Below are 15224 nucleotides of genomic sequence, written 5' to 3'. Positions count from 1 at the left end.
GTCAAATCGCCTCTAGTTCGCTCAAAAAGTCACGAAGATCATCAAAGTCTTCCGCGCTGCCGGCGCGGAAGGTGGCAGCCGCCTGCACATAGGCGCGCAGCGTTTCAGTCTGGAACACTTCCACCAGCGGCACTTCCAGGCCCAGCTCGGCCTGGACCCTGGAGGTGATCTGGATGGCCAGCAGGGAGTGGCCGCCCACTTCAAAGAAGTTGTCGTTCAAGCCGACCTGCGGCAGGCGCAGCACGTCGGCCCAGATCGTGGCGATCTGCTGTTCCAGCTCGGTCTCGGGCGCCACATAGGCCTGTTGCATAAGGCTCGCATCCGGCTGCGGCAGGCCCTTGCGGTCGAGCTTGCCGTTGGGGGTCAACGGCATTTGCGCCAGGAAGATGAAATGCGCCGGGACCATGTAGTCCGGCAAGCGGGCCTTGAGTGCGCGACGCAACGCGTCACGGAACTCGGCTTCGTTGGACGGGGCGGACACCGGAACCACATAGGCCACCAGCTGTTTTCCGGTCGGGCCGTCCTGGGCCACGACCACCGTTTCACCGACGCTGTCCTGTTCACGCAGGCGCGCTTCGATCTCCCCCAGCTCGATACGGAAACCACGGATCTTCACCTGGTGGTCGACACGCCCGAGGTAATCCACCACGCCATCCGGACGACCACGGGTCAGGTCGCCGCTGCGATACACGCGGCTGCCCGGCTTGCCGAACGGGTCCGGCACGAAGCGTTCGGCGGTCAGCGCCGGGCGTTCCAGGTATCCACGGGCCACGCCCTCGCCGCCCAGGTACAGCTCACCGGCGACGCCGATGGGTTGCAGGTTGAGCTGAGCATCGAGTACATAGCCGCTGCGGTTGCCCAGCAGCGTGCCGATTGGCGCGTAGACGGCGCCGCAAGGGTCTCCCTTGCGCGCTTTCCACAGCAACGGCGTGACCACGGTTTCGGTCGGGCCGTAGCCGTTGAACAGGTAGGTCGGTTTGAGCGCGCGCCAGGCCAGGTCGTAGCTGGCCTGGGCCACGGCATCACCACCGAAGCAGTAGACCCGCACTTTCGGTGGATTACCGTCGCGCTCGGCATGCTCAGCCAGTTGTTGCAGGTACACCGGCGGGAACACCGCCATGGTCACGTTGTGACGGTGCATCTGCGCGTAGGTGTACTCGGGCAGCCACAGGCTGTCATCACGGACCAGCACGCTGGCGCCGTTGATCAGCGGGTGCATCCAGCCTTCGTGGGAGCCGTCGAAGGCGAACGACATGAAGTGCAGTTCGCAATCGGCCGGCGATGTTTCATAACGCTCGCCGGTGGCGATGATGTGCGCCACCAACGGCCCGTGGGACACCGCCACGCCCTTGGGCAGGCCGGTGGAGCCGGAGGTGTAGATCACGTAGGCGAGGTTGTCGCCGTGCAGTTTTACCGCCGGCGCGGTGTCGCTGTAGTCGGCCCACGCCTCGGTGCGATCGATAGCCAGCGTCTGCATGCCGTCGGGAATCGGCAGTTGCTGCAAGGCACTGGAATGGGTCAGCAGCAGTTGCGCACGGCTGTCCTGCATCATGTACAGCAGGCGATCACGCGGGTATTCGATATCCAGCGGCACATACACACCGCCGGCTTTCATCACCGCTAGGAACGCCACCAGGCTCTCGGCACTGCGCGGCATGGCAATCGCCACCCGCACTTCGGGGCCGATGCCACCGGCTATCAGGGCATGGGCCAGGCGGTTGGCCTGGCGGTCCAGCTCGCCATAACTCAGGGTTTGCGTATCGAACTTGACCGCCACCGCAGCGGGATTTTCGACGGCGCGGTCGGCCACCAACTCGTGAACAAAGCGCTCGGCCGAAAAGCCGGCGTCGGCCTGGTTCCACAGTTGAAGGATGTGCCGTTGCTCATCCTGGTCCAGCAGGTTCAGTTGGCTGACGAGCTGCTGCTGATCGGCAACCATCGCCTGCAACAGGTTCTGCCAATGGCAGGCCATGCGCTCGATGGTGGTGGTGTCAAACAGGTCGGTGGCATAGCTCAGCGACGCGCGCAATTGCGCCTGGGTCTCCTCGATATCGAGGGTCAAATCGAACTGCGCAACCGTCTCATCCCAACTGACCGGGCTGAGTTGCAAGTGCTCGAGGCGCTGGAGATGCCCGCCTGCCAGGCTGACATGGTGGTTGAATGCGACCTGGAACAACGGGCTCAGGCTCAGGCTGCGCTCGGGCTGCAACGCCTCGACCAGTTGCTCGAAAGGCAGGTCCTGATGGGCCTGGGCCTCCAGGGCACGCTGTTTGACCTGGGCCAGTAACGCGCGCACGGTGGTGTGCCCGTCAATCTCCGCCTTGAGTACCTGGGTGTTGACGAAAAAGCCGATCAGGCGCTCGGTCTCGATCCGGTTGCGGTTGGCGATGGGCACGCCGACGCGAATGTCCTGCTGCCCGCTGTAGCGGTGCAACAACACCTGGTAAGACGCCAGCAACAGCATGAACAACGTCACGCCCTCACGCTGGGCGAGCGTCTTGAGTTCATCCAGCAACGGCGCCGCCAGTGGGATGTTCAAACGCGCCCCTCGATGGGTCGGTACCGCCGGGCGCTGGTGATCGAACGGCAGTTCCAGCACCGGTTGCTCGCCGCCAAGCTGACCGCGCCAGTAATCCAGCTGCCGCGCCTTCTCCCCCGCTTCCATCCAGCTGCGCTGCCAGAGGGCGTAGTCCACGTATTGGATGGGCAGGTCAGGCAATTGCAGCGGTTGGCCCTGGCTGTAGGCGGCATAGAGCTGGACCAGCTCGTCCACCATCACCTGCATCGACCAGCCGTCGGAGATGATGTGATGCTGCACCAGCACGAGCACGTGCTCATCCTCGGCCAACCGCAACAAGCTGACACGCATCAGCGGCCCCTGGCGTAGATCGAACGGCTGGGTGATCAGGGTTTCCACCAGGGCTTTCAGGCCGCCCTCGTGGGTTTGGAGCGAAGCAAGCTCGAGGCGCCCTTGTGGCTTGATCACCTGCACGGTGCGCTCGCCCTCCTGTTGCAGGTGCGTACGCAGGCTTTCGTGGCGCGCCACGAGCGTGTCGAAGGCGCGCTGCAATGCCGATGTGTCCAGGCGGCCTTTCAGACGCAATGCACTCGGCACATGGTAGGCCGCACTGTGCGGGTCCAGTTGCCAAAGGAACCACTGACGCTCCTGGGCGTAGGACAGCAACAGTGGCTGGTCACGTTGGACGCTTACCAACGCCGGCGTCGAATCACCCTCGGTACCCAGCGCCCGGACAAAATCCGCCAGCAGCGGGTGCTCGAACAACGCCTTGAGGCTGACCTCGACCCCCAGGCCATGACGTACACGGGACACCATCTGTGTGGCGAGCAACGAATGCCCGCCCATGTCGAAGAAGTGATCGTTGAGCCCTACCCGCTCGGCCCCCAGCACCTGGGCCCAGATGGCCGCGACCTGTTGCTCCAGCTCTGTGATCGGCGCGATCCAGTCAACCTGGGATTGGCTGGCGTCGGGCGTGGGCAGTGCGGCACGGTCCAGCTTGCCGTTGGGGCTCAGTGGCAGGCGGTCCAACACCAGCAGGTGCGCCGGGACCATGTAGTCCGGCAGCTCGTCGCGCAGCGCGGCCTTGAGCTGGGTACGCCATTGCGCTTGTTGCACTTCGGACAGTGGCCGGTTGGCGACGATGTAGCCGACCAGTTGGTTGTCGGCCGCGATCACCAACGCCTCGCGCACACTGGCCTGGGCCAGCAGGCGCGCTTCGATTTCGCCCAGCTCGATGCGGAAACCACGGACTTTGACCTGGTGGTCGATACGCCCCACATACTCGATCATGCCGTCGGCGCGATAGCGCGCCAGGTCACCCGTGCGGTACAGCCGGCCCGCACCGTCGGCGCAGAACGGATCAGGCACGAAGCGTTCCGCCGTCAGGTCGGGGCGGTTGAAATACCCCCGCGCCAACAGCGGCCCGCCGATCACCAGCTCGCCCGCGACCCCCACCGGTACCGGGTTGAGGTTGGCGTCCAGCAGGTAAATGGCGCGGCCGTCCAGCACACGACCGATCGGCATCATCGACGGCAAGGCTTCGCGCCCGTCGACGTACGCGGCGCAGTCCAGGGCGGTGGCGGTAACCGTGGCCTCGGTGGGGCCATAGGTATTGAGCAGGCGCACGTGGTGCAGACCGGCTTCACGCCAGGCGCTCAGGCCTTCGGGCGGCATGGCTTCGCCACCGATGTGCAACTGCCGCAAACGCCCGTAGTCGCGCGGGCCACGCTCGGCAAAGTCACGTACCAACGCCAGCCAGTAGGCGGTTGTCAGGTCGACCACGGAAATATCGTGGTCGAGCAATTGCCGGTAGAACGTGTCGCTGTCCCACAGCTCGCCACCACGCACCACCACCGCGGCACCGCAGCACAGCGCCGGGTATAACTGCTCGACGAAACCGTCGAAGTTGAAGGTGCCGAATTGCAGCACGCGATCATGGGGCTGCAGCGCGAACAGCTCGGTAAAGACTTCCACATGCCGCGCCAGGGAGGCCTGGTCGATGCCTACGCCTTTCGGGCGGCCGGTGGAGCCGGACGTAAACATCACGTAGGCCAGGTTGCTCGGCAACGCCCGTGGCGCGGGGTTTTCCCCGCTGTAGTCGGCCAGCCAGCCGGCGCCATCTTCCAGGCAGACCAACGCCAGGTCGGCGGTCAGCGGCAGTTGCTCCAGCAGCGCCTGCTGGGTCAGCAGCAGGTGCAGGCCGCTGTCCTCGATCATGCATTGCAGGCGCTCGGCGGGGTATTTCGGGTCCAGCGGCACATAGGCGCCACCGGCCTTGAGCACCGCCAGCAGGCCAACGACCATCGCCAGGGAACGGTCCACCGCGACGCCCACCAGGGTGTCGGCGGCGACGCCCAGTTCAACCAGGCGATGGGCCAGGCGGTTGGCGCGCAGGTTGAGTTCGGCGTAGCTCATGCGCTGCTCGTCGAGGATCAGCGCGACGTTATGCGGACACAGCGCCGCCTGTTGTTCGAAGCGCTGCAACACGCTCGCCTGGGCCGGGCGTGCGACATCGCGCGGGTTCCATTCCTGGAGCACACGCAGGTGTTCATGGGGCCGCAGCAAGGGCACCGCGCCCAATGCCTGCCCGGGGGCATCGGCGAACTGCTGCAACAGCGCCTGCAGGTACGCACCAATGTGCTGTACTGCGTCGTCGTCGAAGTCTGCCCGCTGGTATTCCACGTGCAGGCTCAAGTGTTGGCCGCCGTGAATCGTGAGGGTCAGCGGGTAGTTGGTGCGTTCCTGATGGCTGACGCCACTGAAGCGCAGGCCATCCTCGCCCGACGGCTCCAGGCTCTTGGCCACCGGGAAGTTTTCGAACACCACCAGGGTGTCGAACAGCGCCTCGCCGGCCGAACCACCCCAGCGTTGAATATCGAACAGCGGCGTGTGCTCGTACTCGCGCATTTCCACATTGAGCGCCTGGACGCTACGCACCCAGTCGCCGACGCTTTGTGACGGATTCGCCGCGGCGATCAGTGGCAAGGTGTTGATAAACAAGCCGACCTGTTGCTCGACATTCGCCAGCTGCGCCGGGCGCCCTGACACGGTGACGCCGCAGGCGACGCTGGCCTGGCCGGTGTAGCGCTGCAGCAGCAGCAACCACGCCGATTGCACCAGGGTGTTGAGGGTTACTTGATGTGCACGGGCGAACGCGGCCAGATGGCGGGTTCGGGTTTCATCCCATTCCCACAGGATCTGCCCATAGCCGTCGCCGCTGTGTGGCGCTGTCCTGGCGATGCTGCGAGCCAGATGCGTGGGCGCGTCCAACTGCGCCAGGCGCTCGCGCCAGAACGCCTCGCCCAGCGCCGGATCCTGCTGTTGCAGCCAGGCAATATGCGCGGAAAACGCCGCGCCTGTCGGCGGCAATGCCAGGCCCTGGCAGGCTTGCAGCACCTCATTGAGGACCAGGGCATTGCTCCAGCCATCCATCAAGATGTGGTGGCTGGTGTAGATCAAGTGCCAGCGCTCTTCGCTGACCCGCACCAGCGCCACCCGCAGCAACGGCGGACGGGCCAATTCGAAGCCCTGGCGCTGGTGTTCGGCCGCCAGGTCGTCGAGCGCCGCGCCGGGGTCTTGATGCCCGCGCCAGTCCAATGCGTCGAACGGCAGGCTGACCTGGCGATGCACCACCTGCAGGGCCTGGCCCTGGTCGTCCTGCCAGACAAACCCGGTGCGCAGCATGTCGTGCCGCGCCAGCACCTGTGCCCAGGCACGCTGGAACAGCTGCACGTCGACGCCTTGCACATCCGCGCGCAACTGGCTGACGTAGACGTCGTCCTCACCCTGTTGATAGAGGCTATGGAACAGCATGCCCTGCTGCATCGGCGACAACGGGTACACGTCCTGTACGTCACGGGCGGGCAGCGCGAGGTCGTCCAGCTGCGCCTGGGTCAGTTGCGCCAGGGTCACGTCGGCCGGGGTCAGGCCGCCCTGTTGCGGATCGATGCAATGGGCGATCAGCGCCAACAGCTCTTGCCGATAGTCATCCGCCAGGCGCTGCACCGTCGCCACCTCGAACATCTCGCGGCTGAAGCCCCATTGCAGGGTCAGCTCACCGCCGTACACCTGCCCTTCCACGGTCAACCAGTTGGCCAGCGGCGCCTCGGCATCCTGGGCCTGGCCGCTGCCCTGGGTAGACGGTACAAACAACGCGGATTCGTTGAACTGGCGGTCGAACTGGCCCAGGTAGTTGAAGGTAATGCGTGGCGCGGCCAGGTCCGCCAGGGCTTCGCGGGCCGCAGGCGGGCCGAGGTAGCGCAGCAGACCGTAGCCGATGCCTTTGGCGGGCACGGCACGCAGTTGCTCCTTGACCGCCTTGATCGCAGCCGACAGCTCGCCGCCGGCTTGCAGGCGCACCGGGAACAGGCTGGTGAACCAGCCCACGGTGCGGGTCAGGTCGACATTGTCGAACAGGTCTTCGCGGCCATGGCCTTCCAGCTGGATCAGTGCGGCGGCCTGGCCGCTCCAACGGCTGACCACCCGCGCCAGGGCCGTCAGCAGCAGGTCATTGACCTGGGTGCGGTAGGCCGCTGGTGCGTCCTGGAGCAGTTGACGGGTGTGCTCGGCGTCAAGGCGGATTTCGAGCTTGCTGCCCAAGCGGTTTTGCAGGCCGCCCTGGGGATTGTCGCACGGCAAATCCGCGTCCGCCGACTGCGCCTGCCAGTACGCCAACTGATCGTCCAGCGTGCGGGCATGGGCTTGCAACTGTTCGGCCCATAGCTGGTAGGCGCTGGTCTTGGTCGGCAACGCTGCCTGCCGGTAAGCCTGTTGCAGGTCTTCCAGGACGATGCGCCAGGACACGCCATCGACCGCCAGGTGATGGATCACCAGCAGAAGGCGCTGGCTGCCATCGGCCATGCTCACCAACGCGGCACGCAGCAGCGGGCCTTGCGCCAGGTCGAGGCTGCGCTGGGCCTCATCGCACAGCGCCGACAGCTCATCGTCGCTGCTGGCTTGTGCTTGCCACAGGCCCGGCGCGGTGACCGGCGCGGCATAGGCTTGCTGCCAGGTGTCGGCCTGTTGCACAAAACGCAGGCGCAAGGCGTCGTGATGGTTGATCACCTGGGTCAGGGCGGCTTCCAGGCGCGCCGGTTCCAAGCGCTCGCGCGGGGTCAACAACAACGATTGGTTCCAGTGGTGACGCGCGGGGATCGCCTGGGCGAAAAAGCCTTGCTGCACCGGGGTGAGGATCACCTCGCCGCGGGCAGGTCCCTGGTCGATCACGGTAGCGGGCTCGAAGCCGGCTACCAAGGCCAGGCTGCGCACGCTCTGGTACTGGAACAGGTCGCGCGGGCTGAGGCGAATCCCCGCCTGGCGCGCGCGGCTGACCACCTGGATGGAGATGATCGAATCGCCGCCCAGTTCGAAAAAGTTGTCGTCCAGGCCCACCTGCTCGACGCCGAGCACATCGCTCCAGATCGCCGCCAGGGCTTTTTGCAGGTCGTCTTGCGGCGCGATATAGGCCTGTTGTGGCGTTGCATCCGGTAACGGCAGGGCCTTGCGGTCGAGCTTGCCGTTGGCGGTCACCGGCAGCTTGGCCAGGGGCACCATATGGGTCGGTACCATGTATTCCGGCAGGCTGCCGAGCAGCCAGGCCTTGAGGTCGGTGGGCACCTCGCCCTCCAGCACCAGGTAGGCCACCAGTTGTTTACCGCCGTGTACCAGCACCACCGCCTCACGCACCGCTGGGTGCTGCATCAGGCGTGTCTCGATTTCACCCAATTCGATGCGCAAGCCACGCAGCTTGACCTGGTGGTCGAGACGGCCAAGGTAGTCGATCACACCGTCGTCACGCTGGCGCACCCGGTCACCGGTACGGTACAGGCGCGCGCCGTCACCAAAGGGGCTGGGCACAAAACGTTCGGCGGTCAGCGCCGGACGGCGGTGGTAGCTGCGCGCCAGGCCGGTACCGCCCAGGTACAGCTCGCCGGCCACGCCGGCAGGCACCGGGTTGAGCTGCGCGTCGAGTACGTAGGTGCCAAGGTTGGCGATCGGGCGGCCGATGGGCACGGCGTCACGGCCTTCGTCGATGCAGGTCCAGTGGGTCACGTCGATGGCCGCTTCGGTCGGGCCGTAGAGGTTGAACAAACCGGCCTGGGGCAGCTTGGCGAACACCTGCAGTTGCGCGTCCAGGGGCAAGGCTTCGCCGCTGCACACGATACGCTTGAGGCTGGCGCAGCGCGGCACGCCCGGCTCATGGATAAACGCCTGGAGCATGGACGGCACGAAGTGCAAGGTGGTGATCCCGTGCTCGCCGATGGTCTCGATCAGGCGCGCCGGCTCGCGGTGTTCGCCAGGGGCGGCGACCACCAGGCGGGCGCCGGTCATCAGCGGCCAGAAGAACTCCCACACCGACACATCAAAGCTGAATGGGGTTTTCTGCAGCACCGCGTCACTGGCATCCAGGCCGTAGGCCTGCTGCATCCAGCACAAACGGTTGACCAGTGCGCGATGGCTGTTGCCGGCGCCCTTGGGCTTGCCGGTGGAACCGGAGGTGTAGATCACATAGGCCAGGTTCAGCGCGTGGATGTCAACGGCGGGCGCTGCGACGCTGTAAGCGTCGAGCCAGCCGGGCGCCTGGTCGAGGCGCATCACCCGAATGCCTTCGACAGGCAGCAGTGGCAGCAGGCTGTGCTGGCTGAGCAGCAACTGGATACCGCTGTCTTCGATCATGTAGGCCAGGCGTTCCTGGGGATACTCGGGATCGAGGGGGACGTAGGCGCCGCCGGCCTTGAGCACCGCCAGCAGGCCGATGACCATCTCGATGGAACGCTCAACGCAGATACCCACCAGCGCATCAGGACCGACCCCGTGGTCGCGCAAGGCATGGGCCAGCTGGTTGGCACGGGCGTCGAGTTGCGCGTAGGTCAGCGTGGTCGCGCCGAACACCAGCGCCGGCGCATCCGGGGTGCGCTGTACCTGGTCTTCGATCAGGTGATGAATGCCACGCTCGGTGGGATACGCTTGCGCGGTCTGGTTCCAGGCGTGCACCAGCCTCTGTTGCTCATCGACGGCCAGCATCGGCAACTCGCCGATACGCTGTTCGCCATCGGCCACCATGGCCTGCAACAGGCTGATCCAGTGACGCGCCATCCGCGCGATGGACGGCGCGTCGAACAGGTCATTGGCGTAGGTCAGCGCGGCGTGCAAGGTGCCGGATTTTTCATAGGTGTCGAGGGTCAGGTCGAACTGGGTGGTGCGGCCTTGCCACTCCACCAGGGCCAATTCCAGGCCGGAGGCGGTGCTGACCGAGGCGATGTCGGCCACCACCGGCTGATGGTTGTACATCACCTGGAACAGCGGCGTATGGCTGAGGCTGCGCTCGACCTTCAGGGCTTCCACCAGGCGTTCAAAGGGCAATTCCTGGTGCGCCTGGGCGCCAAGGGCGTGCTCCTTGATACCTTGCAGCAACTCGGCGACCCGGGTTTGCCCGCTCAGCTCAGTGCGCAGGACTTGCGTGTTGACGAAGAAGCCGATCAGCCCCTCGACTTCCGTACGGTTGCGGTTGGCGATCGGCACGCCGACGCGGATATCGCCCTGGCCGGTGTAGCGATGCAGCAACACATTGAAGGCGCCGAGCAGCAGCATGAACAGGGTGACGTTGTGCTGTTGCGCGCAGGTGCGCAACTGCGCGGCCAATGCCGGCTCAATCGCGAAGGCGTGGCGGGTGCCCTGATAGCTGGGCATGGCCGGGCGCGGGCGGTCCGTTGGCAGTTCCAGCACCGGATGCTCATCACCCAGGCGCGCCTGCCAGTATTCCAATTGACGGGCCTGCTCCCCGGCTTCCAGCCAGCGGCGCTGCCACAGGGCGTAATCGCTGTACTGGATCGGCAGCGCCGGCAATGGCGGCGCTTCGTTGCGCTCATGGGCATCGTAGAAACGAATGAACTCGTCGATCAACACGTTCATCGACCAGCCATCGGAGACGATATGGTGCAGGGTCAGCAGCAATACGTGTTCCTGGGCATCGAGCTTGAGCAGTTGCACACGCAGCAGCGGGCCGTGTTCCAGGTCGAACGGCAGCAGCGATTGGCGGGTGGCCGCATCGTTGACGGCGTGTTCGCGTTCGCCCGGGGTCAACGCCGTTAGATCGAGCTGTTCAATGGCCAGCGACGGCGCTACGGCCACCTGCATCAGGCGCTCATCGGCCTGGCGCTGGAACACCGTGCGCAGGGTTTCATGCCGATCCACCAGGCTGGCAAACGCCTGCTCCATGGCGCCCAGGTTCAGCGCACCCTTGAGGCGCACCGCGCCCGGCAGGTTATAGGCGCCGCTGCTCGGGTCCAGTTGCCAGAGAAACCACATGCGCTGTTGCGCATAGGACAGCGCCTGGCGGTCCTCTGCCTCCACGCCGGCCGGAATCGGAAACCGCGAAAAATCCACCCCTTCTTTCTGCAGTGCCTGCAGGAACAGCTGGCGTTTTTCCAGGGGCAACCCGATAAACCGGCGAGCAAGTTTCAAGGAGTCTTCAGCATTCATTTGTTGGAGTCCGGAGCAATAGGCAGGAAGCACAAAGGCACGTCGTCCCTATAAAACGAACCGGACAGGGAAAAATTAGCGGGGGATGGGCGGCGTAGAGCGAGCTGTCATCAAGGGTTACATCAATCCTCGGGAAACACCCACGAACCCCAGCTAGCATTGACGAACACCACTTTTTGCAACTACATTTAGTTACACGCAGGGAGCGCCGTGTCCAAAAATGAAAAGCTGCTCGCCAAATTGCTCAACGAGCAGATGGCATTTACCTGGCCAGAGCTCGTCACGCTGCTGCGTCGTCTCGGCTACACACAGATTGAGGGGGCTGGAAGCCGCGTCAAGTTCGACATCGGCGATCCGAGCGCAATGATCACCTTGCACAAGCCTCATCCCGGCAACGAACTGAAACACTACATTCGACGCCAGATCATCGAACAATTGAAATCAGGAGAACTGATTCAGTGAACAACCAACTGAAACACAATGGCTACATCGGCTCTATCGAAGCCAGCCTCGAAGACAATTGCCTGTTCGGCAAGATCCTGTTCATCAAGGCACTGGTGAGTTACGAAGGCAAAACCGTCGCGGAACTGGACGCTGCATTTCGCGAAGCGGTGGACGACTACCTCGCTACCTGCCAGGCCCTTGGGCAAACACCGGAGAAACCGTGCAAAGGCTCTTTCAACGTGCGCGTCGGCCACGACCTTCATCTTGCCGCCGCCCTTGAAGCGACACGTAAAAAGGTGACCCTGAATGACCTGACGCGCCAGGCGCTGAACGAATTCCTGCAACACCACCGAGGGGATTCCTGCCCCGTGACTGGCTGACGTTTCATTGTGGGTTGTAATGCTCAACCCAACCGCCGATACCCCAACACCGCTGACCCCATCACCACCGCCCCCGCCGCCAGCGCGACCCAGAACCCGCTGGCTGCCCCGAAGTGATCGATCATCCAGCCGGAGCTGGCGGCACCGATGGCCACGCCGATGCTCAGGCCGGTGATCAGCCAGGTCATGCCTTCGGTCAGGCGGCTCGCGGGCACGCTCTTTTCCACCAGGGCCATGGACACGATCAGGGTGGGGGCAAAGAACAGTCCGGAAATGAAGATGGCCACTGCCAGGCCCGGAATGTGGGTGACCAGCAGCAACGGCAAGGTGGTCAACGCCGTGGCCACGCCGCAGAACAGGAACTGCCGGGGCAGCGGCGCCTTGAGCTTGAGGGTGCCAAAGGCCAGCCCCGCCAGGCACGAGCCGATGGCGTACACCGAGAGCACGATGCTTGCCGCCGCTGGCTGGCCCTGCTGCTGGGCAAAGGCCACGCTGACCACATCCACCACGCCCACGATCACCCCCATGGCCAGCAGCAGGATCATCAGGATCAGCACCGACGGTGAGGCGATCAGCCAGCCCCGATGATGAGCGTGGTGTTCATGCACCGGGGGTTCGGTCGCGCGTTGCAGCACAAACGTGGTAACCCCAACCGCCAGCAGCAGCGCGGCCACCAGCGGCCCGGCCTCGGGGAACAGCACCACGCTCAAGCCCACCGAAATGGGTGGGCCGATGATAAAGCACACCTCATCCAGCACCGATTCCAGGGCGAATGCGGTTTGCAGCCTGGGCTGGCCGCGGTACAGCTCGGTCCAGCGCGCCCGCACCATGGCGGACATATTCGGCATACAGCCCGCCAGGGCAGCAAACAGGAACAGCGTCCAGGTCGGCGCCTGCAACCGCGTGCACAGCAACAGCAGCAACAGCGCCCCGCCGCCGATCAAGGCGGCAATCGGCAGCACCCGGCCCTGGCTGTACCGGTCCACCAAGCGTGACACCTGCGGCGCGCAAAACGCCGTGGCCAGGGCGAACACCGCCGCCACCGAACCGGCCAGGCCATAGCCGCCGTGCACCTGGGAAAGCATGGTGATCAAGCCAATACCGGCCATGGACACCGGCATGCGTGCCAGCATGCCGGCCAATACGAAGGCCCGCGAGCCGGGAACCTGGAACAACTCGGCGTAAGGGTTTGCCATCCTGCTCAACCTCTTCCTGATGCCCTGGAACTTGCTATCCACAGTGATCAAGGCAAAATACATACGGTGCGTATGTGGCGAATCATGCGTAACATACGCGGCGTATGTCAATCTTTCACTTGCCCATTGTGAGCCCTACCCATGAGCCGAGCCCGTGCCGAAATGATCGAAGACACCCGCGCCCGGCTGCTTGCCAGCGCACGGCAGGCCTTCGCCACGCAAGGCTATGCCAACACATCGATGGACGATTTCACGGCCCACGCCGGTCTGACGCGCGGCGCGCTGTACCATCACTTTGGTGACAAGAAGGGGCTGCTGGCCGCCGTGGTTGCTCAACTCGATCGTGAGATGGACGCATGTTTGCAGCGTATTTCAGACGAAGCCCAAGACCCATGGAGCGGTTTTTGCGAACGTTGCCGCGCTTATTTGCGCATGGCCCAGGACGGCGAAATCCAACGCGTTGTGCTGCAGGATGCGCCGGCTGTATTGGGCGATACCGGCTCCCAGCAACACTGTGTCGAGTCGTTGCGCCAACTGCTGGAAGCCCTGATGCAGGCAGGCATCGTCCCTGATGCACCGAGCCTGGCGCTGGCGCAGTTGATCAATGGCAGTCTGGTCAACACCGCCCTGTGGATCGCCCGGTCTGGACATCCGGAGGAGCGTCTGGAGCAAGGTTTGCAGGGCCTGGAACTCCTGCTGCGCGGCCTGAAACTCACACCAACCGCTTGATCTGCTTATGCCGCCACACCAGCCGGTAGTACGCGGCCTGCAACCCCAGCATCGCCAGGTACGTCACCGGGAACGCCATCCAGACGCCTTCCAGGCCGAAGTGCGCATTCAGCAGGTACGCCATCGGTAGCTCGACACACAACACGCAGAAGATCGAAATCGCCACCGGCATCAGCACCACGCCGCTGGCGCGCATGATCCCACCGATCACGGCCTGGAAGCCGAACACGAGGATGCTCCACAACATGATGTGCAGCAGGTGCTCGGCATTCACGCGCGCAGCGTCATCGGTGATGAACAACCCGAGCAACCAGTGCGACAACAGATAGCCCAGCACAATCAGGCCCCCGGTCAGGCACGTATTGATCAACAGCCCGGTACGCAGGATCGGCCCGATACGCTCCAGCCGCCCGGCGCCAATCGCCTGGGCGCCAAGGATCGACGCGGTGATGGCAATCGACAAGGCCGGAAACTGCACATAATTGACGATCTGCGTCACCGCGCCATAGGCCGCCGTGGCTTGGGACCCATGGCCATTGACCAACGCCAGGATGACCAGCTCCGAGAGCGACAACACCACCATCTGTAGGCCAGTAGGTAAGCCGATGCGTAGGACCTTTCCCAAAATCACGCGATCCAGGCGCAAGGCCGCGAGCAGCTCGCGGTCCGGCGCCATCACATGGTTTTTATGGCGCAGGCGCAGGATCAGAAACAGCATCGCCGAAGCATTCCCCACCAGGCCTGCGTACACCGCACTCTGGATACCCAGGGGCGGCAGGCCGATCCAGCCGCGAATCAGCGCCGGCGTCAGCAGCAGGCCGACCAGGGTCGAGACCATCAGCGCCAGCAGCGGCGAGATCGTGTCGCTGACCCCGCGCAACAGCTGGGTGTAGAGGATAAATACCAGCAGCAGCGGCATGATCAACATCATCATCTGGGCATAGCCCACGGCATCATCGAGTACATCGATCGGCGTACCCAATGCCTGCAACGCCGGGCGCGCAAACAGGCTGCCCAGCACCGCTGCGATCAGGCCCACCAGTGCGCCAAGGGTCAGGGTGGCACCGGTAATCGCCTTGACCATCCCGGTTTCCTGGGCGCCCCAGGCCTGGCCGATCAGCACCGAGGCGCCCGCCCCCAGGCCGATCACCAGGGCAATGAAGAAGAACACGATAGGGAACATCCCCGACACCGCCGCCAACGCCTGGGTGCCGAGCATTTGCCCGACATAAATGCCGTTGAGGGTGCCGGAAAAACTTTGCAGGAAATTGGACAGCACCATCGGTGCCAGAAAGATCAGGTAAATCTGCCACAGCGGGCGTTGCAAAGGGCTTTGCATGAAAAACGGGGCCTCGGAGAACTAAAGCGTCCGAGGGTTATACCGTACTTGGATCCCATCTTCCCGTGCTTTATCCGGTTGCAGGCCCGTGACCTGGCAAGCCATCAGGCGATACGCTTGCCGGTCGCACCTGATCT

General features: G+C 64.3%; 6 protein-coding genes. 3 read left to right on the top strand and 3 right to left on the bottom strand.

The window, feature by feature from the left end; all coding sequences use genetic code 11:
• Position 1: 1 nt before the first annotated feature.
• Positions 2 to 10999, bottom strand: coding sequence for a non-ribosomal peptide synthetase (locus J3D60_RS02530; protein WP_253489445.1), 10998 nt, complete (start codon positions 10997 to 10999; stop codon positions 2 to 4).
• 210 nt (positions 11000 to 11209) lie between these two features.
• On the opposite strand from J3D60_RS02530, the gene J3D60_RS02525 reads away from it, so the two are divergent.
• Positions 11210 to 11461, top strand: a complete 252-nt coding sequence (locus J3D60_RS02525) for a type II toxin-antitoxin system HicA family toxin (RefSeq protein WP_027607491.1) — start codon at positions 11210 to 11212, stop codon at positions 11459 to 11461.
• The gene (locus tag J3D60_RS02520; RefSeq protein ID WP_065939763.1) at positions 11458 to 11823 is read left to right on the top strand and encodes a type II toxin-antitoxin system HicB family antitoxin; all 366 of its coding nucleotides are present in this window, start codon (positions 11458 to 11460) and stop codon (positions 11821 to 11823) included. The genes J3D60_RS02525 and J3D60_RS02520 overlap by 4 nt, the downstream gene beginning before the upstream one ends.
• Positions 11824 to 11846: 23 nt before the next feature.
• Here the strand turns inward: J3D60_RS02520 and J3D60_RS02515 are convergent, their stop codons facing one another.
• A complete protein-coding gene (locus J3D60_RS02515; protein ID WP_065939764.1) occupies positions 11847 to 13019 on the bottom strand; it encodes an MFS transporter in 1173 nt (390 codons plus the stop codon).
• A gap of 141 nt (positions 13020 to 13160) precedes the next feature.
• Here J3D60_RS02515 and J3D60_RS02510 point away from each other — a divergent pair, with 141 nt between their 5' ends.
• On the top strand, positions 13161 to 13748 hold the full coding sequence (locus J3D60_RS02510) for a TetR/AcrR family transcriptional regulator (RefSeq protein WP_253489442.1): 588 nt from the start codon (positions 13161 to 13163) through the stop codon (positions 13746 to 13748).
• Here J3D60_RS02510 and J3D60_RS02505 read toward each other — a convergent pair.
• Entirely contained in the window at positions 13732 to 15087 is a 1356-nt protein-coding gene (locus J3D60_RS02505) for an MATE family efflux transporter (RefSeq protein WP_253489439.1), read from the bottom strand. The two genes, J3D60_RS02510 and J3D60_RS02505, sit on opposite strands and share 17 nt — an antisense overlap.
• Between the last annotated feature and the right edge of the window lie 137 nt (positions 15088 to 15224).

This window comes from Pseudomonas sp. S3E17 (assembly GCF_024168685.1).
GTDB lineage: Bacteria > Pseudomonadota > Gammaproteobacteria > Pseudomonadales > Pseudomonadaceae > Aquipseudomonas > Aquipseudomonas marginalis.
This window is presented reverse-complemented; position numbering and strand designations above follow the sequence as displayed.